Here is a 26,090-nt window from a genome sequence, read left to right on the forward strand (position 1 = left end):
TGTGGAACCAATGAGAGCCTTTCTTCGAGCCCTACCTGTTATTTTTCTCGGCTGGTCTGTTCTGGGAGAGGCTGAGGATATTGATTTATTTGTACAGGAGCTGGATCAGGCGATCAGGGGGAATGTGGTTTTTGTAATGGATAACTCCGGGAGTATGGGGGCCATTGCGGGAACCAAATTTGGCAGAAGCTTCACGCGGATGACGGCTGCCAAGGATTCCATGACCCGCTTTATCTCCACTGCAGAGAATATCAATTTCGGTTTGATGAGTTTTGATCCCAGCACCCAGGGAGGCAAAGTGGACCTTGCTGTCCTGCCTATAGAGGACAGGCGAACCCAGGCATTACAGATTGTGGCGGGCTACTCTCCAAATGTAGGTGCTACTCCTCTGGTGGAAACTCTTTACGAAGCCTATCGCTATTTGAGGGGTGAAACGCCCTATTACGGCGGAGCAAGCACTGCAGAAGCTCTGTCCGGAGGGCGCTATAGCCCGCCAGTGGTTAATCAATGCCAGAAAAACAACATTATCTATTTTACCGACGGCTATCCATGGCGGGATGGACATGCCAACGGCCTGATTCAGGGGTTGTTAAGTGGCAGAGCCATACCTCCCTCCTTAAACCATAACTGCAGTGGAGGGGAGTCAAGCCATGTGGACAGTTGCTTCGATGAAATGGCCTGGTATCTGTTTAATACCGATATTCGAACCGATCTGACCGGTAACCAGAATGTCAAGATATACACCATTGCCGGCTTTGGTGCTGCCCCGGAAGCACTGATGCTTAGTGCCGCAGAGAATGGCGGTGGGGCGTTTTACAGTGCCCTGGACGAAGTGCAGCTGGATAATGCCCTGGCGGACATCATGGCAAAAATCCGGGCTGATGCCACTACCTTTACCTCGCCAGCGACCAGCACCAGTGCTTTCAACTCCCTTGAAACCGCAGACGATGTGTATTTTGTATTGTTCAAACCGGTGGACGGCACCCGTTGGAAAGGAAACCTCAAGCGTTACCGGCTGGGGGATGATAATCAGATTTATGATGCCGATGGCCGACTGGCCATTGATCCGGAAACCGGATTTTTCAACAGTTCCGCCAGAAGTTTCTGGAGTAGCAGCCCTGATGGCAGCACGGTGGAGGCCGGGGGAATGGCTGAAAACCGAAGCCAGTCTGCTCCGGCGTTTACCAACCTGGGAGGGGATAATAATCAGGTACTCTCCGCCACACATAACCGATTTCATGAAAGTAATTCGGGCATTACCCTGGGAAAACTAGGGGTTCTGAGCAGTAATAACCGGGATACTATTATTCGCTGGGCCCGCGGGGTGGATGTGGACGATGACAATACCAACGGCTCTTCCACGGATAACCGGATAACTGTGGGTGATCCGTTACACACCCAGCCCCAGGCTATTTCTTATTATCCCAATGATAAAACGGTTTATTTTTCCACCAATGATGGTTTTCTGTATGCCATCAATGCCGACAATGGAACCACTGAGTTTTCCTTTATTCCGGACGACCTTCTGGGAAACCTGACCCGCTACCGAGGGGTAGAGGATAATGCCTGGACCATCTCTGAAACGTTCAATGTTCAGGGAAGCAGTTCCTACACGGTAAAAATGTATCTTAACCGGATTTTGAAAGCGGAGTTTGCTCAAGGCTCGGGGGCTCAGACCATGGAAGTCACCCCCGGGCGCTATGATATTCTGGAAAACCTGGGGCAGCTGATCCAGCGGCAGGTTAATGTAACTAATGGTGGGAAAACGCTGCAGATTTCCACTGATGGTGCCAGTTGGAGTCAGTATGAACTGACGGTAAATCACGGTTTTTTCAATAATTTTGGAACACGTGTCCAGTATGTAATTCCTGAGCCCAGGGACACCCAGAATAAAATTTATGGGCTGGATGGCCCGATTACTGCCTGGCTTAATGATGTCAACGGCAACGGTCAAATTCTCCGCTCCAACAACGGTACCGCGGAACCGGGAGAGCATGCCTATCTCTACTTAACCATGAGAAGGGGCGGTAATAATGTCTATGCCCTGGATGTGACGGACAGAAGCAACCCCGTTCTGAAATGGGTGCTTCGTGGCAATACCAATAATGGCGGGAATACCTCCGGTGATTTCGGGCTGCTGGGACAGACCTGGTCTGCCATGAAACTGGCAAAAGTAAAATGGAATGGCAGCGACCGGGATGTGCTGTTGTTTGGGGGAGGCTATGACCCCGCCATTGATTTTTCCGTTGCGGACTCCAGTCTGGGCACAAACCTCTTGCTGCCCAGTTGGCAGACGGATAATGCCACCGAGGCCATAGAAGCGTTGCCTGCAGCAACCTACGGTAGCGGGCTGGGGTCGGCGATCGCCATTGAGCTGGAAGCAGACCATAACGATACCGGAAACATTTTTCAGTATATTGATGCCAACCCTGGGGATGTGGTTCGAATTACCTTTGATTACTCGGCGCGGGTGCATGATCCTGGCATTGGTTCCATGATCTACGTGTATTTTGGCAATCAATGGCTGGATGTGATTTCAAGGCCTGCCCATGGCTGGTTTCGGTACACCTATGATGTCACCGTTGACCAGCCCAACCCCCGGTTGGAGTTTCATGCCCAGGACCCCAGAGGCAATAACAGCCTGGGTGGTATTATAAACTCGGAAAATATTTCGGTCGTCAAGATAGCGTCTGCCAACAGCCAGTCATCCTCTTCTTCAGGCTCTTCAGGTTTGGCGGGGGGATCAAGCCTTCAACCGAACAGTGTGGGCAATGCTGTCTTCATGGTTGATGCAGAAACAGGAGAGCTGCTCTGGCGTGCTTCTGAAAGTGACTCCGACCTGAACATTGCCAATATGCGTTACAGCATACCGGCGGAGCTGTCCCTGGTAGATATCGATCAGGATGGCTTGACAGACTACTTTTTTGCCACAGATACCGGCGGACAGATTATCCGGTTTGACATTAATGAAGGGAATGCCGGAGCGGGAAGTTTTGCCAGGGGTGGGGTGATCGCCAGTGTTTCCGGCTCTTCATCGGCTGATGCCCGGCGATTCTTTCAGTCACCGGATATCAGTGTTTCATCGACGTTTGAATATCTGAACATAGCAGTGGGCACAGGGCTTCGGCACAGCCCTCTGGATACTTCTGTGAATGACCGGATGTACGTGATTCGGGATCCGCATATTTATGAGCCTCCCACCAGTTACAACTATGCCGGTGGGGCCGTAGTAACAGAATCCACCTTATACGATGCCACCTCAAATGTGATTCAGGAAGGCAGCGATACCCAGAAGCAGGTGGCACTGAGAAGCTTGAATAACAGCAATGGCTGGTTTATCAGGCTGGAAGAACCTGGAGAGAAAATCCTCAGCAATGCGAAAATTTTTGGGGGGATCATGCTGTTCAACTCCTTTGCGGTGAATACGGCCTCGGGAAGCGCCTGTTCATCCAACCCGGGATTAAATTATTTTTACGCAGTGGATATTGAAAATGCTGGTTCGGTGTTTAATTTTGGTGATCTTGGCAATACCGGCTCACTGAATAAGTCGAACCGGAAGAAGCTGCTTAAACACTCCACCCTGGCTCCCGAGCCCGCCATTATGAGCCGGGGAAACAAGTCTGAAATCTGTGTAGGAACTGAATGTTTTCAGGATACGCTGGAAAGCATAGGGTCAGTACCTGTTAACCGGAGCTTCTGGAGGGAGAACCGTTGAAGCATTACCGATATAAAAACAAGGGATTTAACCTGATTGAATTATTGATCACCCTGGCGATTATTGGTGTTCTGGCCACCCTGGCCTACCCCAACTACCGGGAATATGTCACCCAGACCCGCAGGAGTGAAGGTATTGCCATGCTGATGCAGATCATGCAGCAGCAGGAGCGTTTTTTTACCGAGCAGCTTTCCTACAGTGTCGACCTGGCCGCGCTGGGTTATACCGTAGATCCGGCCACTGGGACGGTCAGTTCTGAAGGAGGGCATTATCAAATCACCGCGTCAGTTTGTGCTACCCAGGCTATCAATCGCTGTGTATTGTTGACGGCCATTCCTCAGGGAATGCAGGCACCGGATGGTAATCTGACTCTGAACAGTCTGGGAGCGCGAACGCCCGCCAGTGCCTGGCAGTGAAAAGGATTTTATTCCTGACCTGTAGTGCCGATACCCCTTCCATGCGCTATTTATCCGTGCGCAATCAAACAGGCTGATAGTCATTGCTGTAATTAAATGCTGTGTTTATTCAGGATGGCAGGGGACGCTGGAGCCATGGGGCAGGACAAAAGTACAATCCGTTTTTTGATCATTGATTCTTCTTCCGATGATGCTGAGGCGCTGCTGAATGTCTTTCGTGAAGCCGGGCACGCTACCCGGGGGCATCAGATCCGCTCATTGGAAGATCTGGAAGGGGCATTGTCAGAGCAGCAGAAGTGGGACCTTCTCCTGATCGCCCAGCCTCCAGAGGATCTCAGTCTTACCCAGGTGTTTGACTACATCAACCAGCAGGGAGTTGACCTGCCAAGCATCCTTCTCTCTGGCTTCAATCCAGAAGAACCTGATGATGAACCGGATTCACTTGCCCTCATTAAACAGGGGGCCCGGGCCGTTATTCCGGTGGACAATGATGACTATTTGTTAACGGTGGCCCTTAAAGAGCTTGATGACCTGAAGATCCGTCGCCAGCATCGGTTAATGAGTGTTGCCCTGCATGAATCGGAAAAGCAACGCAGAGTGCTTCTGGATGACCAGATTGATGCGGTTGTCTACATCAGTGGCGGGCATATCCAGTATGCAAATCCGGCTTTTGCCGAGTTGATCGGACAGGATGAAAAATCAACGCTGGTTGGCAGGGCGTTTACAGATCTGGTGACCAGCAGTGACCAGAAAGATGTGGACGCTTTTTTAACGGGAATAGAGGAAAGTGGCCAGGCACTGGCTGTGATTCAATGCCCGTTGACGACCGATGGCGGTGCTGAGGTTCCAGTGAAAGCGGTTGTATCGCCCACGTCGTTTGAAGGGGAGTTCACCCTCAGTCTTCAGGTCAGGACACTTCAACAGGAAAGTGAGCAGCCTCTGGCTCAGAGTGCTCTTGTGGAGTCGGCTCCGGATAAAGAGACCGGACTGTTTGATAAACAGCAGTTTGAAACGGAGCTGGATATAGCCATTCAGAGAGTTATTTCAGGCAAGGGGAAAGCCGCCCTGTGCTGTGTCAGCCTGGAGAACCTGAAGGAGATTGTGGACCAGAATGGTCGGCAGGTCAGCCAGCAGCTGCTTAAGGCCGTGGCTCAACGACTCAGTGGGCACCTGGGCATAGAGCACCATGTGGCCAGTTGGGGAGGAGGGCATTTTATGACCTTGCTGAAAGCGGATGATGAACAGAGCGTTCAGGAGGTGGCCGACGGCATTCTTGAGTCGGTGGCCGGTGAGGTCACTATTGATGAACATCGTTTTGAGGTTCGAATCAGCCTGGGTGCCATTGTTTTGAACGATACCACGAACGATGCCAAAACCCTTCTGGTACAGGCCCGGCATGCATCGGCCCAGGCTCTGGCACAGGGAGGGAGCAAGCTTTGCTTTTATCAGAAGCGAAAAGTCAATCCAGTCAGCTCTGTGGAAAAACAGCTGGCGGGCATGGTCAGCCAGGCAATGAAGAGCAACAAAATGAGATTGCTTTATCAGCCGGTGGTTAATCTGAAAGGTTCTAGTGAAGAGTATTATGAAGTCTCGTTCAGTTTGACGGACCCCCGGGGCCGGGAGCATAACTCCTCCAGTTTCCGGAGCCGGGTTGAGAAAACCCCTCTGTGGAATAAAGTGGACCGTTGGAAAGTGATCCAGGCCAGCAAAGCCCTGATGGCTAAACGGAAAGAGGGGCGGGATACCCGATTAATCATGCATCTGGGGGGGGCTACCATCAATGACGACACTTTCCTGCCATGGATGAAAGTGGCCTTGAAAACGGCCAACATTCCCACCACTGCCCTGGTGGTTGAACTGAGTGAGCCTAACCTGGTTCGCTACGCTGAAGAGGCTCCGCTGTTTTTTAAAACGCTCAAGGAAATGGGCTGCCAGACGGCTGTCCGGGACTTTGGCTGCAGCCTCCACCCCATGGAGGCCATTGAAAGGCTGGATGTAGACCTGGTCAAGGTGGATGCTTCTTTTACCCAGGATCTGGACGGGGGCGGCAAAGTCGAAGAGTTACAGAAGCTGATCAATAAGTTGGCTAAAAAAGGCCGTCAGGTGATCGTCCCCGGAGTGGAAAGTGCGGATGCCATGGCGCCTCTCTGGCAATGTGGCGTTGACTTTATCCAGGGGGGGTACATGCAACTGCCTGCCGATAGCATGAGCTTTGATTTTGGTTCAGAGATGTAGCCTCTCTTTCTCCAACCCCAATTTACAGATGGCTTTTTTGCGCGATAGCATCTCTTGCGCTAAAGCCTCTGGTTGAAAGACAATACCCCCCTTTCGATTGATTGAATACGCTGATGAATGCGTTTTAAGCGTTCATAGGCGGTATATAAACCAGGGGTAATCGGGTATTTCGATGTCAGCAAATCTCAATATGGTCATGGCCCAGCTGAATCTGGTGGTGGGTGACATTGACGGGAATACCACCAGAGTGATTGAGGCTGCCGAGCAAGCCCGGGATCAGCTGAAAGCCGATATTATTATTTTTCCTGAACTGACTCTGTCCGGCTATCCGCCGGAGGATCTTCTGTTACGTCCAAGCCTGATTGTCAGGCTTGAGCAGGCACTGGCAAGGCTCCAGGTAGTCAAGGGGATTGACCTGGTCATTGGCATTCCCTTCAGTGGTGCCCATGGTCTGGAAAATCAGGCGCTGGTGGTAAGGGATGGAGAGATCATCGCCCGCTATGCCAAACAGCATCTGCCCAACTATCAGGTGTTCGATGAAAAGCGTTACTTTGTCTCGGGGCGGGAAACCTGTGTCTATGAGTGCAAGGGAATAAAGGTCGCCCTGCTGGTCTGTGAAGACCTCTGGTACAAGGGGCCGGTTCGCCGGGCGAAGGAAGCGGGGGCTGAGGTGATTATCAGTTTGAACGCTTCCCCTTTCCATATGGAAAAACAGACATTGCGTCATCAGGTAGTTCGCAACCGCTGTGAAGAGTCAGGGCTGCCAGTGCTGTATGCCAACCTTGTGGGTGGACAGGATGAGCTGGTGTTTGACGGGGGCTCTTTTGCCATGAATGGTAATGGCGACCTGGCCGCGGGAGCTGATTATTTTGCTGAAGCACTGTGCCCGGTAGCTTTTGATAAAAGTTCTTTGTCGTTTGTTCCGGGGGAGGTTTCAGAAGTCCCTGAATACTGCTCCCAGGTCTATGATGCTCTGGTCACCGGGGTTCGAGACTATGTCAATAAAAATGGTTTTAAAGGGGTGGTGCTTGGGCTGTCCGGGGGCATTGATTCGGCACTGACTCTGGCGGTGGCTACTGATGCGCTCGGAAAAGACAGAGTTCAGGCGGTGATGATGCCTTACCGTTACACTTCGGACATGAGTCTGGAGGATGCGGCAGAGGAAGCGGGAATTCTCGGGGTTGAATACAAAGTCTTGCCCGTAGAACCCATGTTTGATGCGTTTATGGACACCCTGAATGCTGAATTTGCCGGGCTGGGTCGGGATACCACTGAGGAGAACCTGCAGTCCCGCTGCCGTGGGGTGATGCTGATGGCCATTTCCAATAAAAAGGGCTATCTGGTGCTCACCACCGGTAATAAAAGTGAGATGGCAGTGGGTTATGCCACTCTTTATGGAGACATGGCCGGGGGCTTTGATGTGCTCAAGGATGTCCCCAAAACACTGGTCTTCAAGCTGTCTGAGTACCGGAATACCCGTGGTTACGTGATTCCCCAGCGGGTCATTGACCGTCCGCCTTCTGCTGAGCTGGCGCCGGATCAGGTGGATGAGGACAGCCTGCCTCCCTATGATGAGCTGGATACGATTCTGGAACTGTATATTGAGCAGGACCAGAGTGCAGACGCCATTGTTGAGCAGGGCTTTGACCGTGAGACGGTCTATCGGGTGCTGAGGCTGGTGGATATCAATGAATACAAGCGTCGCCAGGCCCCTGTGGGAGTCCGCATCACCCCCAGAGGGTTTGGCCGGGACCGGCGCTATCCCATCACCAATGGCTGGAAGCCAGGGGTTTGAGTGGTCAACCACCTGCTCTGACTGAGATACCCATGCTTTGCATGGGTATCTCCACCTGGCTTTAAACCGTGTTTCAGCTTTTATACCCGTCGCCTTTCAAATTGCTACTTTGTTGGCTGCATTTATGCCCTTTAGGGTAATCACTCACCCCAGTCACTTAGTCAATCTAAGCTCCTGGAACCCGAGGGCCTAAAGGTTTCGCTCTTTTGCCGCCGCGTAGCAACTTGAAATCCTTTGGGTATATAGCCAATTGTTATTAAAAGTTCGACTTTTGCCCAATCCCCCTGAAGAGAAAACCTGAGGCTGGTTGATTACTCTTAGTCAATGGACGAGGAGTAATGACTTATGGATGCTAAAAAGGGTTTGTTAATCAGTGGGTTACTGTTTTCAGCGCTGTTGATTGTCAGCCTGTTTGTTCAGGTGGAGGTGTTTACCAGGGCCAATGGTGAGGTAACGTCCTTTACTGCCCCTGCCCACGCTGATTTTTCTGAAGATGGGGTGATCCGGAAGATACATTTTTCCGAAGGAGAATTGGTTTCCAAAGGAGCTATCCTGGCTGAACTGGATAATGAAGAGCAGAAAATCAATCTTGATATCTTTCTGGACAAAAAAGCCCGCACTGAAAAAAAACTGAGGATTCTCCAGGCGCTGCTGGATGAAGAGCAGTTGGAACTGAGTGCGGATGGCGATCGCCTGGAAAAGCAGGTGGAGCGCTTTCTGTTGATCAGCAGTAATTATCAGGACAGCATTAGAAACCTTGAAGAACTGGTGGCCATTGATCAGCGGAAAAAACAGGCCATGGAAGCGCTGGTGAGTAAAAATGCGGCAGGTTCCATGTTAACCGTTGAGTCTATTCAGAAAATGCTCAGAGACCGGAAAGATCTTCTTAAAGTCAAAAAAGAGTTCGAAGAGCGCATTGTTTTTGAAATTGAGCGTTATGAAGAGTTGCTTCGAGATGTGAACAACAGCATCCGGCTCTATGAACACTATATTGAAAAATCCTATGTCCGGGCTCCAGTGACCGGTGTCGTGCGTCATGTGTATTTTTCTCAGGAAGGAAAGTTTATCAGCCGGGGGGATACCTTTGCGGAGATCATTGAGGATACGCCTCAGCCTTACAAGATCACCCTGAATGTGCCGGCCAGTGAGATCGGTATGATCAAGGCCGACACGGATGTTCGCATGCGGCTGGATACCTACGATCACACCATTTTTGGCTTTCTGGAAGGTACCATCAGCCGGATCAGCGTTGACCGGCTTGAGGAGGAGGGTAATGATCTCTATTACCGTGTTGAGGTGATTCCCGACAGGCATTACCTGGAATCCAGAGATCGCCGGTTTCCCCTGAAATATGGCATGACCCTGTATGGAACCATTGAAAAGGGCAATGTCTCCCTGATCAGTTATCTGATGAGTCCGGTGATCAAGCACTTCCACGACATTGGTCATATTTGATCCAATCCTGTTTATTTCGCAATGGGTGTGTGAACGCTATCGGTTTTATCTGAGGAGGGCTCACGGATGAGCGATGACAGCCTGAATAAATCGTCTTCCCAGGGCAGTGAGAGCGTCAGCTCCACGCTTCAGGTGGCCACCGTGCTGGGTTCTTCCGATGGGCTGATCAGTGAGAGGGTGGTTGAAGAACGCGTTCAGGCGGATGACATGATGACTGTACTGTCCTCCTTTGAGGGTGGATTCAATCCTGGCAGCTCTGAAGACGATGATCCAGATGAGCAGGAGGTGGGAGAAAAGGCCGCCCGCCCATCGGCGGTTCAGATACAGTCCAATGTTCCGGGGGGCGTGAGCTCATCAGTGGCTGCAGGTGTGGCTGGACAGCAATCTGCAGCAGGCGCTGCGTCAGCAACAGCGACGGCAACCATTACTGCAGCAGGAGCTGAGGCCATGGCCTCTTCTGAAAGTACTGAAGCCGAAGAAGAGACCGACGCTGAAGAGGATTCCGAAAGTGAAGAGAGCCAGGAAACGGAATCGTTGGAGGAAAGCGATGAATCCTCAGGGGGTGAAGAGGCCCCGGCATCGGAATCATCCCCAGTAAGTAACCCGGCCACAGTCACCAACTCCCTTTCCAGCCAAAATGAAGCCCCTGAACCAGAAGAAATCGACACAGCGCCTCTGGTGGTTGAACCCGTGATTATGATTCCAGCTCCCCAGGAGCCGGATATTCCCCCTGTATTGAGCCCAGACAACGCATCCAGCCTGCTGGGTGGACGGGTACTGATAGGGGAGGAGAGTATTCTGGCCAATGACCAGGACTCTGACTCTTTCATTCAACTGGTTTCAGTGGAGGGGCAGACGGTGTCGGCTACTGGCACCGTTTCGCTGCAGGGACAATACGGTGTATTGAATATGCACCACTCAGGTCAGTGGAGCTACACTTCTGAGCCCCTTTCCGAGTCTGCCCGGTCTGTGACCAGCAGCCAGCTTCAGGAGTCTCTTATCGCTCACTGGCGTTTTGATCAGGTTGATGGCGATGTTGCCATGGACTCTGCGGTGTCTGGTGTGATGCAGGAAAACGGTGTATTGACGGCGGGGGCTTCTGTAACAGACAACGGGCTCTATGGTGCTGCGGTGACCTTTGATGGTATAGATGATCAGCTGCTGGTGCCGGCTTCTGTGGATATTAACCTGTCATCAACTCCCTTGTCCGAAAGAACCATCAGCCTGGCTTTCAAGCTGGATGGGGATAATGATCGCACCGGTCACCAGGTGCTTTATGAAGAAGGAGGAGGGAGTAACGGAATCGTCATTTATCTGGACGATTTGAAGTTATATGCAGGGGCGTATAACCAGAGCACCGGTTGGTCTGGTCATTTTGTTTCCCAGGATATCAGCACTCTTTCAGTGGACCACTGGCACCATGTAGCGCTGGTTCTGGATGACCCGGACCGGATGCTGAGTGGGTATCTTGATGGACAGCCGTTTGCCGGTGGAAGTGTTTATGGAGAGTCATTGTCATACCATCCCGGAGGTGTCTCCATAGCTGGGCCGAGTATGGATAGCGGTACACCCTCCACTGATATTTTTCATGATGGTCTCCAGGCAGGAGGTTATTTCAAGGGCAGCATTGATGATGTCAGGGTCTACAACCGGGCGCTCAGTGATGCCGAGGTGGAAGCCGTTCGTTATGATCTGGATCAGCTTAAAGAGGTGTTTTCCTACACGGTAAACAGTGGCCCGGCTACTGACAGCAGTGCCCTGGAAATAGAATTATCTTTGCCTGATCCAATCCCTGAGGTACCTGCCATTGCTGCTCCGGAGGTTGCTGAACTGACCTCTGCGTATCGGGTGAATTCAGCTTTAGACCCGGTTCTGTCATCATTTTCTATCAACGCATCTCCTGTCCATGCGATGACGGTGTCAGGCTGGGGCTGGAGAGATCCATCGGCCTGGGGATGGAGTACGGATAACGTTGCGGCGTCAGGGGCTGTGGAAGTCAACCACACCAGTGTTTATGGGGTGGCCAGTGATAAAGGCTATGTGATAGAGCTGGAAGGCTATGGAGGCGATGCGGGCAACCTGTATAAGTCTCTGCCTGTCAATGCCGGCGATCACTTTCTGATGGAAGTGGATCTTTCTGCCAGAGGGGGAGTCTCAGCCAGTTCCAACCAGGTTCAGCTGCTGTTTGAAGGCCAGGAAGTCGAAACGCTTTCCCCTTCCCTGGGCTTCCAGACTTACCGCTATCTGTTTATGGCTTCTGAAAATCAGCCAACCCTGGAATTCAAGGCGCCTGTCAATGATGGCGTGGGTGTATTGCTGGACTCTGTCCGGGTTTATTCCGCTGAATATGGCGGTGCGGGCTCTGGGCTGGAGCGGTTGAGTGTCTCCCAGGGGCAGTTGGATATTCATGAAGCGCGCTTACTGGGCGGGGCAATTGCCGGAAAGATCACCTCGGAGAATGGCTTCAGTTCTCTGGATCAATGGGGACTGGTGCATGAAGGCGGTCCACTGTCCCTGTCGATCAACACCACCGAAGGCGACTCCTGGTATGCGTCTTACCGGTTATTCAGTGTGTCCCCTGAGGGGCAGGTGGGCGTTGAGGTTGGCCATGGTGAAGCGATGCTCTCAGAGGCTGGTGAGCCGGTTCCTGTATTTACGGTCAATGACCTGCCCGAGGGGCACTACCTGCTGGTGGCAGGAAACCAGGGGTTTGACCAGAACGAGGCTGTCAGTGCCCTGGATTACCCTGCCGCTGGATCCGGCGATCATGCTTATGAAATAACCCTTCAGGGGGCCGCTTCTGTTGAAGGAATGCCCAGGGATCCGGGCCAACAGGCATCCATAGTGGATGAAGTATACAGCGAAACCCAGGCGTCGCTGCTGGTTCAGGTTGACCTGTTGCTTGAGGAGGGCATTGAGGAGGATTCCCCGGAACGGCTCTACCAATATGAGCTTTACAGCGGTGAAACGGAGTTGGGCAAAGGCGGGCTGTTGTTCAGAGATCTTGATGACAGTCAGGGAAGTCAGCAAGTGGTCGTTACAATAGAGAGTGCAGACTTGGGAAGTCTCTCTATGGATGACCTGACCATTGTGTTTCACGAGGTGGATAGCAGTGGTTTTGTGCTGGGTCAGCAGGCGTTTCATTTTGATACCGCGGCTTCGCCCAGTGGTGAACCTGTTGTTGACCAGGATGGAGATGGGATTCAGGTTGTTGAGCTGGTGGAGTTGGGACTGGACTCCTTTGATCTGGTGTTTATTGAAACCGGGGATGATATGCAGGCTGTGTTTTAAGGACTAACTCAAGGGAAGGAAAGGATGCCAACGAGTGAGAATGATCACAGTAAGGATAAAGAGTGCAGAGTAAACACGGACAGCTTTATCAGCGCTCTGGAATACCTTAAAAAGCACTACCGGCTGGATCACAGCATCGGGTTTATCCGCAATAAGCTTCGCCAGACCTCTGAGTCCGGTGCTCAACTCACTCTTGAGCAATCCATTGAGTACCTTGAAGAGCTGGACTTTCTGGTTGAGCAGGCCTCTGTGGAGAGCCTGGAGGTGGTCGAGCTGGATACGGATCACCTGTTGTTCTGCTTCGACCACGAGCACGACATTATCATTCTTCGCCATAACAGTGATTTTGACCGTACCCGCTCCAAATACAGCCTTGAACACCCGGTACTGGTGATCAGTACTGAAAAGCTGAACAGCCCAGAGCATCAGGAGGGGCCTCAGCACAAGGATCTACGCTGGTTTTTCCATCGGTTGACGGAGAAAGACGGGGCGTACCTGGTTCTGACCGGTTTGATCACTAACCTGCTGATGTATGTGGTGCCCATCTATAACATGAATGTGTTTGACAAGGTGTTGCCCAATGGATTGCTGGGCATCCTGTCATCACTGGTGTTGATGGCGGTGTTTCTGGTGTTGATCTGGTTTGTTAACCGCTCTGCGCTTTCCTATCTGCTCAGTGACCGGATTTACCAGCTGGAAATCCAGCTGTCCGATGAGTTCAGCCGCAGGCTCTGCAACCTGAAGCCTTCAGCCATGCCGGACTCTGCTTCTTTTATGACCCAGCTGGTAACCTATGGCCGCTCACTGAGTCAGATGATCGGGATGCTCCACTTGATGGCTCTGGTGGACTCGCCGTTTCTGCTGATTTCCCTGGTTCTGATTGGCTATTTTGGTGGCCCCCTGGTCATCATCCCCCTGGTGGCGATGGCGCTGGTGATTGGAATCAACCTGATGCTGCAACCCAAAATCCGGAAATACATACAGGACCGGTATGCGTTTGAAGGGCGTAAACGGAAGTTTGAGTACGAAATCATGCAGTCGCTGCCCTTTATCAAAATGGCCGGTATGGAGCGGTATTTCACCGATACCATTGAGCACCACCGTCCCGACCACCGTCACTATTTTTCAATATCCGCCCATATCAATCATATCTCCATGCTGATTCTGTTCCTCTCCCTGATCTCAGTGACCGGCTATGGCGCCTGGCGGGTTGCTGAGGGCATGATGACCATGGGACAGCTGGTGGCCTGTTCATTGCTGGCGGCGAAAGCCATTTCCAATGCGTCCATCACCAACCTGCTGTTCAATATTAACCGGATCAAAACCCTGTTTGATAACCTGAACCGTTTTTACCAGATACCGGTAGAGGAACGTGGGGCGGCTTTCTGCCTGACCCGCATTAAACACCTGGAGCTGAAAGGGGTGACCTTCAGCTACCCGGAGAATCGTTACTTTCACTTGAAAGGCATTAACATTGATCTGAATTTACCAGACAGCCTGTATATTTATGGCAAGCCGGGAGCGGGTAAATCCAGCCTGTTCAGTCTGCTGGCCGGGCTGGCCGAACCTGCAGGGGGGCAGGTGCTGGTTAATCACCTGAATATTGAGCATTTTGATTATCGAGATGTGCGTCGCCATATTCACTTTTCCTCCTCTTATTACCGCTTTTTCACCGGAACTCTGTACGATAACCTGACCATGGGGCGCACGTCGGTTACGGCGGATCAGGTGGCAGAAGCCCTTGAGAAAGTCCAGTTGACGGAGAAGATCAATCAGATTGAGGAAGGGTTGCACTTTCGGGTTGAGAACACGGATATCATCCCCTTGTCCTCGGGAGAGCGAAAGCGCTTTATGCTGGCCAGAGTCTTTTTGTCCGATGCGGATTTGCTGGTACTGGATGAACCCTTTGAGTTTCTCAGTGATGAAAGCAGCCTCAGCTTTATCCAGGCCATTCGTTCATTTTGCCAAGAGACGGGCAAAGGGCTGGTGATCCTCAGTAACCGAAAGGCCTTTGCGCATCTTTGTGACCATGCCCTGACCCTGAACAACGGGCAGCTTTATCCCATGAAAACTTGTCAGAGTGGGCATCAGGGTGAAAAGTAACCGGTTATATGTTTCTATTCTCTATAATGGTGCGGCATCAAGTGAATAGGTCAGGCATTTAAAGTAAGAGGTTCCAATGACTGCAGTTAAAAAGCAGCATTTCACCGAGGCCGAGTATCTGGCGATGGAGCAGGTATCGGATCACCGGCATGAATATGTGAATGGTGAAATATTCATGATGGTCGGGGTCAAGGCATTCCATTCAGTCATTTTGTTTAACCTTTCGCAACTTCTGGGGAAGACGATTTCAGAGGCCGGGTGTGTGGCTCACATGGGGGAGTTTCGCCTGGAGATACACACGGAACAGATGGATGTACATCGCTACCCGGACTTGTGGGTGCAATGCCGCGCCAGTGACCTTGCCACGAACAATACGTCTGGCGAAAACCCTGAGTTTATTGTCGAAGTATTAAGTGAGTCCACAAGGCTGGTTGACTGTACCACCAAACGGTACGAATACAGGGAAGCCCTGCGCCGGTGTGAGGGTGAATACCTGATGATTGATTCGGTGAAAGAGGCTGCCCAGTTGTATAGCTGGAAAGGTGGCGAGTTTACTTTGTCAGGGCGATACCAGTCCGGAGATATCATCCCCTTAAAGCTGGGCTGTAACATTGCTGTAAGGGACATCTATAAGGGCATTCGGTTTCAACAAAACGATTGAAATGGGTTTTCAAAAGAGCCATTACATTAATACCCCAGGGGAAGAGTACGTTACTGCTCTCTCTTGCTTCCATCATCTTTCTTCGAAGCCAGGTCAAGATAACGCTGATGCAGGGTTTCAAGCGACGTATGAAGCTGCTCCAGTGTACCGCTGTTATCCACAATATCATCCGCTTTCGCCAACCGTTGTTTCCGGCTGGCCTGGGACTGGATGATTTTTCGGGTCTGCTCTTCACTCATCTGATCCCGGTTCATGGTACGCTGGATCTGGAGTGTTTCCGGAATATCGATCACCAGCAGCCGGTCAACCAGTTCTATCTGGCCGGCTTCTATCATCAGAGGGGAGACCAGAATGGCATAGCTGGACTCCACCAGGCTTAATTCCTGGATGATTTGTTCACCAATCAGTGGGTGCAGCAACGTTTCCAGCCATCGACGTTCCCCGTCATCCTGGAAAATAATGTCCCTGAGCTGCCTTCTGTCCAGCACTCCCTCCCGGGTCAGTATCTCTGGACCAAAATGGTCGGCAATGGCTGCCAGAGCGGGGCGGCCTGGCTCTACCACCACCCTTGCAGCCAGGTCTGCATCAATAATGGCGATGCCTTTTGCGGCAAAAAAATCAGTGACCGCAGATTTGCCAGAGCCAATACCACCAGTGACGCCTATGGTCAGAACTGGATGTTTCACAGGGTTGAGTTTCATGCTTTTCAGTGTCACCGCTCAGCCTGCCAGTCCGGAAAACCGAAGGTAGGCCTGAATCAGAGGATCACCCCAGACCAGGGCAATAAACCCGGCTGCGGCCAGGTAAGGGCCGAAAGGAATCGGGTTGGAGCGTTCCTGTTTTTTCAAAAGAATCAGGGTGATGGCCGCCAGCGTGCCTACCAGAGAGGACAGCAGGATGATCAGGGGCAGCTTGGTCCAGCCCAGCCAGGCGCCCAGGGCGGCCAGCAGTTTGAAATCGCCATAGCCCATACCTTCTTTGCCGGTGACCAGTTTGAAGATCCAGTAGACGCTCCAGAGAGCCAGGTAACCGGCAACGGCCCCCCAGAGTGCTTCGTTCAGCCCAACCACAAGGCCAAAGCTGTTGGCGATCAGTCCCGCCCAGAGCAGTGGCAGGGTAATGGTGTCCGGTAGCAGCTGGGTGTCCAGGTCAATCATGGTCAGGGCCAGCAGGCACCATCCCAGAAAGCAGAAGGCCAGAGTCTGGACAGTGACCCCGAAACTCAGACCAATCACCAGGGTCATCAGGGCAGTGAGGACTTCGATCACGGGGTAACGGGGCGAAATAGAGGTCTTGCAGGAGGAGCAGCGTCCTTTGAGCAGCAGGTAGCTGAGCACTGGGATATTTTCCCAGGGCCGGATTTTATGACCGCATGAAGGGCAGGTTGAAACGGGCAGAATCAGGTTATAGCGCTCTTGGGGTTCCGGCTCCCTCTCTGGGTGAAGAATCGCTTCACTTTCCTGTTGCCACTGTCGTTCCATCATCACCGGCAACCGGTGAATCACCACATTCAGAAAACTGCCCACAATAAGGCCGGTTATGATCAGTGTCAGAATCAGATAAGGGGTGGAGGTTTCAAGCAGTTCAATCATCGGCAACATTAAGGGCATTCCCTGGAGCAGGTCGGCATCCTGCAGTCTTACTTATAGTGGCTGTGGCAATGGATGAGTCGGCAGGCACATCATCAGTTGTTTTCTATCGCTATGGGTATTTATGATAAACACCTTATGAACAACATGCAGCATGCTTGTGTTGTAAAGTGCTGTCCCCAAAGCTTCAGAACTCTATGGTGAGTGAGTTTTGATCGCATCTGTGCCCTTTTTGTTGCGCTCAGCCGCAACCTGCGTCAAAGCGACTCAACCTGGAGGCTTTACAACGCTCTTCTGGAACTTCTGAAGCGCAACAAAAGCCTGCCAGCGTAAAAACGGCCGCAACAGTCTATCGGATAGGGGAATTATGGCAAGGCTGGGCCACCATAGGAGTCTACAGACTCCTATGGTGTTATGATGTCGAGCACAAAATTGGCCGGAAAAATCCTTGGCCAGGGCCTGTGATGGCAGAAAATAGTCTTTTCTGGTGATTCTGAGGCTCAATTCACCCAAGTTATTGTTTTGGGTCATGTTCTGGAGGGGCTTTATCTGATTTCTGACTCTTGTCACATGGCCTTGTTGATTGAGGTTTTGGACGCAAATAAGGGGCCAGGCTCAGGGGATGCACGTTGCTGCTGGCTCCTGGGGTGTCAGGAGTACTCGGGGTTTCAGGTGTGAGCGTACTGGAGTCGGAGTCTGGATGTGTTTCTACCTGAAAGTTCTGGGGTCGGGTCTCAGGGTCTTGATTTGGATTAAGAGTGTATAGGGTTACTCTCATTGTTTGTGAATCAATAATAGGACCACAAAAAACACCAAGAATAAATTCATCTGCAGTGATGGGCGAAACTTCATTCCAGAAGTCAGGAACATCTGATGTGGCAAACAGAGCTCCGCTTTGGGTGGTTTCGGTGACATAAACTTGTTTGAGGGTATCATTATTATGTTCATTATCTGTATGCTGACTTTCACTGTTGTCATCATCTGCACTGGAAGGATCACTTATATGTATAACGGATTTCTGGTTTGGTGTTTGAAACAACCGAGTGAGAGTCGCTAATCCCCTGGGTTCAGCTATATTTTTTTTTGTATAGTTGCAACTTTTTTTTACTTCTTTTAATAGTGGGGAATAAACAGGAACGAGAATGGGTGGAGCTTCGTTCTCTTGTGGGTGGAGTATATGCTCAGCTTGTTTCTTTTGCTCATGAAGCCAGTCTGGAGTTTCCAGGGATGGCATAAAAGCAGAGATTGTCATTTCATTCCCTAATGTCTCTTCAGAAAATTGCATGGCTTGCATTTGGGGAAGTAATGACTGGTATTGTAATGATGAGGCTTCTTCAACTTCCCCTGTTTCAATAGTGAAGCTTTCATTAATAAAGAGTACAGATTGACACTCAGGGTTAGAACATATTATTCCATCAAAATCACCTTGTTCACAGTAAGGGCAAGGGGAAGAGTAAATCGTGTTGGTATAGAATAATACTGGCAAAAAAAAAGAAGTGTGGTTTTCATAAGTTGACGCTGTTTCATAATAAGGGATACTAAGCATAGAGCAAAAAAAAAGAGCATTAAATACTATAAAGAAATTTATAGTGCAGTATCTATAGCGCTATAGTACTTTAGTTATTTATCAAACATTAATTTTCCTGAAGAGTTTACTGTAAATTGCACTTATGCCTGATAACTGAAGCAGGCTACAGAATTTTGTTTGTGTTTTCTGGGTAAGTCTCTGACTTACATCAAGGAAATGGTGATGCAAGCCGTAATCCACCTGAATGCCCTTAAACCAGCTCGCACCCAGGTAGTAATTCTCTGTTTTCATGGACAAACCGGATTAAATAATTAATCAATAATTCGGAACTTGCACTTAATGGCTGGTCTGCATTACTGATAATGCCTACATCTCGCCATACCGTATCTTCAACCTCAATAAATCGAATGCCAGGCGGTGATGATAAGCCGCGATAGAGTCCTGGCACCATACTGACCCCCATACCACTGGTCACCATACCCATTGCGGTAGAAAAGTAGACGACATCATGACTGGGTTTAAATGGATAACCGTGGCGAATAAAGCCTTCCTTCATCAAGCTGCGTATATGTGAGCCCTGGGCTATGGCGATAAAGGGAAGGCCCTCAATATCCTCCCAGCCAACCTTGTTGGCCTGAGCCAGTTCTGTGCCCTCTTTACAGGCAAGCCAGAGAGGGTCACGAAACAGGGGCTGGTAATAAAAACCGGAGGTATCATAAATCCGGGCGGCAACCCCAAAGTCAATCTCACCCTTTTTAATTCGTTGATAAACCGGGGTTTCAGATTCTTCCTGAAGTTGAATATTAACTTCCGGGTAAAGCCTCTTGAAATCAGTGATGACCTGCGGCATAAGGATTTTGCCAAGCGTCAATATCATCGACAGGGAAACGGTGCTCGTCTGCTTATGTTTCAGGTTGTCCAGTTCCTGGCAGGCATGCTCCAGTTGCCGAATGATGTGCTCGGCCACGGGTAAAAAGGCTTTGCCGGATTCAGTTAATGTTACTCGACGGGTGCTGCGGTCAAATAGACGGTGGCCCAGATTATTCTCCAGCTGTCGAATCATGGCGCTGAGGGAGGGCTGGGATGTATGGATTGACTCAGCAGCATCGGTAAAATTGCTATATTTTCCTACCGCAATAAACCCCTTCAACTGACGTAAATTTATATTCATAGACAAACATTATCGTTTAATCGGGAATTCCGATTAATCCTACCGGTACTTACCGTTACAATGCGATGACGCAGGACAAGTTAGACCGAAAAAATAATTCCATGTTGTTAGGTTATTTTATATGTCTGAACAAAATGCACACATTGATGCCGGGAGTGGTCGAAGTTATTGGCAGACCGCAACTATCTGTCTGTTGATGACTTTTGTCATCGTTCTGATAGCAGAGAGTATCGGGACGATTGGAGTCAGTTTCTCTGGAATAAAGATAAATATACTTTCCATTATATGGGCTATCCTGCTGGCGATTTTGATTTCCCCCTTTCTAATTGGCCGTTTTGTGCCTCTGATAAAAAAACTGATCACTGAGAAGGAAATTAACCTGTCGAGCAACCTGATTGCCATTGCCCTTTATCCTCTGGGGATTATGTTTGGGGTGTATGCTGGCCCAAGAATTGGTGTGGTACTTGAAGCGGGGCCCGCATTAATCCTTCAGGAAGCAGGTAACATAAGTACCATGTTAGTGGCTATGCCTGTGGGGTTAATGCTGGGGCTGGGGCGTACTGCTTTTGGCAGTACTGTGACTATTTGCAGGGATACCACCCTGGGCATTATTGGCGATAAATACGGCCTGCAGTCGCCTGAAGGCATCGGCACCTTAGGGACTTATATTTTTGGCAGTATTTTTGGATCTTTGCTGTTTACCCTGCTGGCTCCAATGGGGTTGGGGTTGGGTTTTCATCCTTATGCCCTGGCTACCGCATCCGGCATGGGCAGTGCCAGCATGATGGGGGCAGCAACCGCCGCTCTGGTAGCCGCTGCACCGGAAGCAATGACAGAAGATATTATGGCATTTTCTGCCACCAGTGGGTTGTTGACCGCAGTGACGGGTGTTTATGTTGAGCTGTTTATTGCTGTCCCACTGGCTAATGCTTATTACCACAAGATTGCGCCATTCTTCTCACGCTTTTGTCGCAGCAAAACCCTGCAACAACCCGTTCAGAATTGAGGATTCATAGCCATGGAAAGTGTTTCACGGGACAAAACAATCCTTGCGGAATCATTACGCCAATTGGTGATTGTCGTGTTTATTTACGTCATTGTGCTCTGTGGTCAGAAAGCCTCTCAGCCTGACGTTAATATGCTGGAGCTGCTACAGTCAGCGATGCTCGGATTTGTCGTTATCATTCCGGCACTGTTTATCAAAAACTGGGTTAAGAGACCCAACCTCCCTGGTTTTGCCTGGGCAACTCTGCTGGCCTTTTTCTTAACATTGCCTGTCTCACCTGCTCAGGCTTTTATCGTGGAAAATATGACCCGCCTGAGTTTTATGGCCCATGTCACTCCTCTGTTGGCTTTTGCCGGGCTGTCTGTAGCGGATAAATTGCCGGTTCTGCGTCAGTTAAGCTGGAAACTGGTGGTTGTTGCCATCCTGGTATTGTGCAGTACTTACTTTGGATCAGCATTTATCAGCCATATGGTCCTCAGCTATCAAGGAATCATTTAAATGACGACGATGATCACAAAAGACGAATTGAAAGCCCAGGTGTATGCCACTATTGATGAATCTCGTCAAAGCATTATTGAACTTGGCAGGGAGTTATGGGCGTTACCGGAGCTGGGGTTCAAAGAGTTCAAAACCACTGAGCGAATGTCTCAGGCTCTTGAAAGCCTGGGTCTGTCTGTGGAAAAGCCGCTGGCCATTACCGGCTGTAGAGCTGGCCTTAACGCTAACAAAAAAGGTCCGGCCATTGCCATGCTGTCAGAACTGGATGCCCTGGTCTGTCCCGATCATCCTGATGCGGACTCGAAAACCGGTGCTGCCCATGCCTGTGGGCACAGTGTGATGATGGCAAGCATGTATGGTGTCGCCCTTGGCCTGCAGAAATCCGGTGCTTTTGAATGGCTGGGTGGCAGTGTTCATTTTTTTGCAGTTCCGGCAGAGGAATGTATCGAGATTGATTATCGAACTCAACTGAAAAACAGGGGAGAGATTCGTTATTTCGGCGGGAAACAGGAGTTGATTGCCAGGGGGTGTTTTGACGACATTGATCTTTCAGTTATGTTTCACCCTTTAAATACCGGCGAGGCAAAAGCTGAATACGGCTCCTGTGGTAATGGTTTTATCAATAAAAAAGTTATTTTCAGAGGTAAGGAAGCCCATGCGGGTTCGATGCCTGATCAGGGGGTTAATGCCCTGTATGCCGCCAATATTGCCCTGAACAGTATTAACGCTATCCGGGAAACTTTCCGGGATGAAGACAAGGTCCGCATTCATCCGATCATCACCAAAGGAGGGGATGTAGTAAACAATATTCCACATGATGTTCATATGGAAGGTATGTGTCGTGCCAAAACCCTGACAAGCATTCTTGATGCCAGTCATAAATTTAACCGCTGCGTTCGTGGAGCGGCCATTGCCATGGGGGCGGAAGCCCGTGTTGAAGAAGTAACTGGGTATTTACCACTGGTTTACCATGAACCCATGAGCGATGTGTTTGTGAAGAACATGGGAAGTCTGGTGGGTTTTGATAAAGTTGTACGTGCGCCGGATCATGCGGCTTCTTCAGATATTGGTGATGTTTCCCAGATTATGCCTGCCATCCATCCGAGTATTGGAGGCTTAAGCGGTGTTCTGCATACCCGTAACGCCATGGTTGAAGATGAAGAGCTGGCCTATATCACTTCAGCCAAGGCATTTTGTGGAATGATCATTGATCTGCTCTGGGGGGATGCCGAAACTGCAAAATCCATTCTTGAGCAATGCCCTCCCAGGCTGAGCAAAGATGCTTACCTGGATTACCTTGAGAAAAATACTCAAGTCATCGAATTTAAAGAATAACGTCTGAATCAATAATCAGAACAGGAATATAAACGTGTTGAAGTACACATCGGAATTATTCGAATTACTGGATTCCCCTGAAGTTAATGGGCAGCAAGTGTCTGAATATCTGCGGGAACTCGGCGCCAGTGGAGTTGAGATTCGACAAGTGGGGTCTGAGAAAGGATTTACCGATTTTATAAAAATCCGTTTTCCCGGTCGTGATGGCAAAACGGCAGGCGGTTCAGCGCCAACTCTCGGTATCATTGGCCGGTTGGGGGGGATTGGCGCCCGGCCTGAGTTGACGGGCTTTGTTTCTGACGGTGATGGGTGTCTTGCAGCGTTAACCGTGGCAGCAAAAATGGCAAGAATGTCGCAACTGGGAGACTATTTGCAGGGAGACGTGATCATTTGCACCCATATCTGTCCTGATGCCCCAACCAGAGAGCATTATCCGGTGCCATTTATGGATTCACCGGTGGATATGGATACGATGAACTTCGAAGAAGTTCACCCTGAAATGGACGCCATTATTTCCATTGATACAACCAAGGGCAATAATCTGGTTAACCATAAAGGTTTTGCCATTTCCAATACAGTTAAGGACGGTTATATCCTCAAGTGCAGTCATGACCTGATCGATATCGTTCACCGTGTGACCGGAAGGTTGTCGGCAACATTTCCTGTTTCCCAGCAGGACATTACACCCTATGGTAATGGGCTATATCATATCAACAGTATTATGCTGCCCTGCACGGCCACTACCGCGCCTGTGGTTGGTGTGGCAATCACCACGGAAGTCGCAGTAGCCGGTTGCGCCACTGGTGCTACCGATATAGGTGATGTAGAAAAAACAGCCCGCTATGCCCTGGAGGTCGCCAAGGACTTTACGGAAGGCAAGTGCAGCTTCTACGATAAGGACGAATACGATATTCTGCAGAGCAGGTATGGCTCCATGGCTCACTTCAAAGGTTACGGCCAGGAATAATCATTGGTAAGCGGGGTTGAGCAGTGTGAGCCAGAACTTTATTCCTCTGTATGGAAATAATGGGTTAAGGCTCACTTTGGTTAATCCTGTTGTTAACCCTTCTTGATAACGCTCATTAAACCACCGATCCCAGCTGGAAGATGGGTAGATACATGGCGACGATCAGGCCACCCACCAGCACCCCGAGCACGGACATGATAATGGGCTCCATCAGGCTGGTCAGTCCATCCACCATATTGTCCACTTCGTCTTCATAATGAGTAGCGACTTTTTCTAGCATTTCATCCAAAGCACCGGACTCTTCCCCGATGGACACCATTTGCACCGCCATGGACGGGAATATGCCGGAGCTTTTCATGGCAAACTGCAACTGTTGGCCGGTGGATACGTCATCTTTAATGCGCTTGGTGGCATCGGCATAGACCACATTACCCGCTGCACCGGCTACGGAGTCCAGGGCATCGACCAGAGGGACACCGGCGGCAAAGGTGGTGGCCAGGGTCCGGCCGAACCGGGCAACCGCGGATTTGTCGAGAATTTCGCCAATAATCGGCAGCTTGAGAACCAGGCGATCTACAGTATCCCGGGCGGCTTTTGATGAGCTCATTAGTCTCTTGAGGGAGAATACCGCAGCAATAAGGCCGCCAAGGCCAATATACCAGTAACTCTGCACAAATTCTGAAAGCCCGATCACCATCTGGGTAAAGGCGGGCAGTTCTGCCCCAAAACCCTGGAAGACTTCCTCAAACTGTGGCACTACCTTGACCAGAAGAATACCAGTGACGATCAGTGCCACGCAGACGACGGCGATTGGGTAGTTCATGGCCTTTTTGATTTTGGCCTTCAGGGCTTCGGTTTTTTCCTTATAGGTGGCAATCCGGTCAAGAAGGGTCTCCAGAGCACCGGATTGCTCACCGGAGGCCACCAGGCTGCAGTAGAGCTCATCAAAGTATTCCGGATGCGACTTCAGGGCGTCGGCCAGGGTACTGCCGCCAGCCACATCATTTTTGATTTTCCCGATCAGGGACTGCATGGCGGGCTTCTCTATGCCCTCGGAGGTAATATCAAAGGCCTGGAGCAGAGGAACGCCGGCTTTCATCATGGTGGCCAGCTGGCGGGTAAACAGGGCAATATCCAGAGGTTTGATCTTTCCACCCTTACCCCCGCCCAGGGATGGACCTTTTTTGCGGACTTTGGTGGCGCTGATACCTTGCTTGCGTAATTCGGCCTTGACCAGCGCAATGTTGCTGCCCTGTATTTCTCCCTTGGCTTTACGGCCGCTCTTGTCTTTTCCCTGCCAGGCAAAAGTGACGGTTTTGGTTGGTTTTCGGGCCATATTCTGGGCGATCCATAGCTGTTCTGCGTAAGAGAGCCGATTATAAAGTACACTTGCTCCAAATTTATATCAGAGCGTGCATAAAATCAGACAATCCCCTGAATTTGAGAACGGGTTACTGTTTGTTTCGGTCGATTTTCATTCAGCATTAGTGATTGGGAGAGGCTTTGTCGAAAGCGGTTAGTGGCTTTCCGTCCGCTCAAAAGTATCCAGGTTAAGGGCGGTGAGCGTCTTCCCCCAGACGCAGCCGGTATCAATGGCATGGATATTCTTTCTACCGGTTTTTCCTTCCAGGGCGGCCCAGTGGCCAAAGACAATGGTTTCCCGGTAACCGGGGCTGTCCGCAAAGCTGAACCAGGGGGCAAACCCGTTGTGTGAGCGGGCTCCCTTGTTTTCAAGATCCAGGATGCCATTGTGGTCACAGAAACGCATGCGTGTCAGGTAGGCTGCAGTCAGGCGTATTTTTTTCTTCTGGCTGAAAGTTTCGTCCCATGCTCGGGCAGGGGGCTCTTTGAACAGTCTCTTCAGCCACTTTCGATAATCGCTTGATTGAAGTGCCTGCTCCAGTTGCCGGGCTTCATGGATCGCCTGGTCAATGGTCCAGATGGGAGGAATGCCCGCATGAACCATTGTGATTTGGCGCTCAGCGTCATGATGAAGCAGGGGCCGGTGCCGTAACCAGTACAGCAACTCATCCGCATCCGGAGCTTCCAGAATGTCGGTCAGAGTGTCTTTCTTTTTCAGCTTGCGCAGGCCATAGGCCACTCCCAGCAGGTGCAAATCATGATTGCCCAGAATGGCAATGCAACGGTCTTCAAGGTTTTTCAGAAATCTCAGGGTGGACAGGGAGTCAGGGCCCCTGTTGACCATATCACCCGCCACCCAGAGGGTATCTCTGGCCGGATCGAATTGAAGCTTGTCCAGTAACCGGCGCAGGGCCTCATAACAGCCCTGAATATCACCGATGGCATAGGTTGCCATGATTGGAT

At 50.6% G+C, this 26,090-nt stretch carries 18 protein-coding genes; 12 read left to right on the plus strand and 6 right to left on the minus strand.

What is annotated here, in order from left to right; translation table 11 throughout:
- Positions 1-10: 10 nt before the first annotated feature.
- The 8 genes from ACNRUY_RS01925 (at position 11) to ACNRUY_RS01960 (ending at position 15,671) form a co-directional block, all read left to right on the plus strand.
- On the plus strand, positions 11-3,715 hold the full coding sequence (locus ACNRUY_RS01925) for a pilus assembly protein (RefSeq protein ID WP_488109950.1): 3,705 nt from the start codon (positions 11-13) through the stop codon (positions 3,713-3,715).
- Positions 3,712-4,131, plus strand: a complete 420-nt coding sequence (locus ACNRUY_RS01930) for a type IV pilin protein (protein ID WP_488109951.1) — start codon at positions 3,712-3,714, stop codon at positions 4,129-4,131. Before ACNRUY_RS01925 ends, ACNRUY_RS01930 begins: the two co-directional genes overlap by 4 nt.
- 135 nt (positions 4,132-4,266) lie before the next feature.
- Complete coding sequence (locus ACNRUY_RS01935) at positions 4,267-6,366, plus strand: EAL domain-containing response regulator (RefSeq protein WP_488109952.1); 2,100 nt, start codon at positions 4,267-4,269, stop codon at positions 6,364-6,366.
- Between the two features lie 172 nt (positions 6,367-6,538).
- Positions 6,539-8,161, plus strand: coding sequence for an NAD+ synthase (locus ACNRUY_RS01940; protein ID WP_488109953.1), 1,623 nt, complete (start codon positions 6,539-6,541; stop codon positions 8,159-8,161).
- Between the two features lie 345 nt (positions 8,162-8,506).
- A complete protein-coding gene (locus tag ACNRUY_RS01945) occupies positions 8,507-9,616 on the plus strand; it encodes a beta-barrel domain-containing protein (protein WP_488109954.1) in 1,110 nt (369 codons plus the stop codon).
- Between the two features lie 66 nt (positions 9,617-9,682).
- Positions 9,683-12,907, plus strand: a complete 3,225-nt coding sequence (locus ACNRUY_RS01950; RefSeq protein WP_488109955.1) for a LamG-like jellyroll fold domain-containing protein — start codon at positions 9,683-9,685, stop codon at positions 12,905-12,907.
- A 24-nt stretch (positions 12,908-12,931) separates the two neighbouring features.
- Positions 12,932-15,010, plus strand: a complete 2,079-nt coding sequence (locus ACNRUY_RS01955) for an ATP-binding cassette domain-containing protein (RefSeq protein WP_488109956.1) — start codon at positions 12,932-12,934, stop codon at positions 15,008-15,010.
- Between the two features lie 76 nt (positions 15,011-15,086).
- Complete coding sequence (locus ACNRUY_RS01960) at positions 15,087-15,671, plus strand: Uma2 family endonuclease (protein WP_488109957.1); 585 nt, start codon at positions 15,087-15,089, stop codon at positions 15,669-15,671.
- A 50-nt stretch (positions 15,672-15,721) separates the two neighbouring features.
- Here ACNRUY_RS01960 and coaE read toward each other — a convergent pair whose 3' ends face one another.
- From coaE to ACNRUY_RS01980, 4 genes are all read right to left on the minus strand, one after another.
- On the minus strand, positions 15,722-16,357 hold the full coding sequence (gene coaE / locus ACNRUY_RS01965; protein ID WP_488109958.1) for a dephospho-CoA kinase: 636 nt from the start codon (positions 16,355-16,357) through the stop codon (positions 15,722-15,724).
- 33 nt (positions 16,358-16,390) lie between these two features.
- Complete coding sequence (locus tag ACNRUY_RS01970) at positions 16,391-17,272, minus strand: prepilin peptidase (protein WP_488109959.1); 882 nt, start codon at positions 17,270-17,272, stop codon at positions 16,391-16,393.
- A 502-nt stretch (positions 17,273-17,774) separates the two neighbouring features.
- Positions 17,775-18,806 (minus strand): hypothetical protein, encoded by a 1,032-nt coding sequence (locus ACNRUY_RS01975; RefSeq protein ID WP_488109960.1) that lies wholly within the window; start codon positions 18,804-18,806, stop codon positions 17,775-17,777.
- A 232-nt stretch (positions 18,807-19,038) separates the two neighbouring features.
- Entirely contained in the window at positions 19,039-19,959 is a 921-nt protein-coding gene (locus ACNRUY_RS01980; protein ID WP_488109961.1) for a LysR family transcriptional regulator, read from the minus strand.
- Between the two features lie 121 nt (positions 19,960-20,080).
- Here ACNRUY_RS01980 and ACNRUY_RS01985 point away from each other — a divergent pair, with 121 nt between their 5' ends.
- From ACNRUY_RS01985 to ACNRUY_RS02000, 4 genes are read left to right on the plus strand one after another with little or no spacing between them, the layout of a single operon-like run.
- Positions 20,081-20,965: a DUF3100 domain-containing protein gene (locus tag ACNRUY_RS01985; RefSeq protein WP_488109962.1), complete on the plus strand. Its 885-nt coding sequence runs from the start codon at positions 20,081-20,083 to the stop codon at positions 20,963-20,965.
- Positions 20,966-20,977: 12 nt separating this feature from the next.
- The gene (locus ACNRUY_RS01990; RefSeq protein ID WP_488109963.1) at positions 20,978-21,463 is read left to right on the plus strand and encodes a hypothetical protein; all 486 of its coding nucleotides are present in this window, start codon (positions 20,978-20,980) and stop codon (positions 21,461-21,463) included.
- Positions 21,464-22,798, plus strand: a complete 1,335-nt coding sequence (locus ACNRUY_RS01995) for an amidohydrolase (RefSeq protein WP_488109964.1) — start codon at positions 21,464-21,466, stop codon at positions 22,796-22,798.
- A gap of 34 nt (positions 22,799-22,832) precedes the next feature.
- Complete coding sequence (locus tag ACNRUY_RS02000; protein WP_488109965.1) at positions 22,833-23,765, plus strand: DUF1177 domain-containing protein; 933 nt, start codon at positions 22,833-22,835, stop codon at positions 23,763-23,765.
- A 115-nt stretch (positions 23,766-23,880) separates the two neighbouring features.
- On the opposite strand, the gene ACNRUY_RS02005 is transcribed toward ACNRUY_RS02000, so the two are convergent.
- Together ACNRUY_RS02005 and ACNRUY_RS02010 are read right to left on the minus strand one after the other, a co-directional pair.
- Positions 23,881-25,101 carry a type II secretion system F family protein gene (locus ACNRUY_RS02005; RefSeq protein ID WP_488109966.1) on the minus strand — a complete coding sequence of 407 codons (1,221 nt, stop codon included), beginning with the start codon at positions 25,099-25,101 and terminating at the stop codon, positions 23,881-23,883.
- A gap of 180 nt (positions 25,102-25,281) precedes the next feature.
- Positions 25,282-26,082, minus strand: coding sequence for a symmetrical bis(5'-nucleosyl)-tetraphosphatase (locus tag ACNRUY_RS02010; RefSeq protein WP_488109967.1), 801 nt, complete (start codon positions 26,080-26,082; stop codon positions 25,282-25,284).
- Positions 26,083-26,090: the final 8 nt, after the last annotated feature.

This window comes from Endozoicomonas sp. Z74, assembly GCF_057680865.1.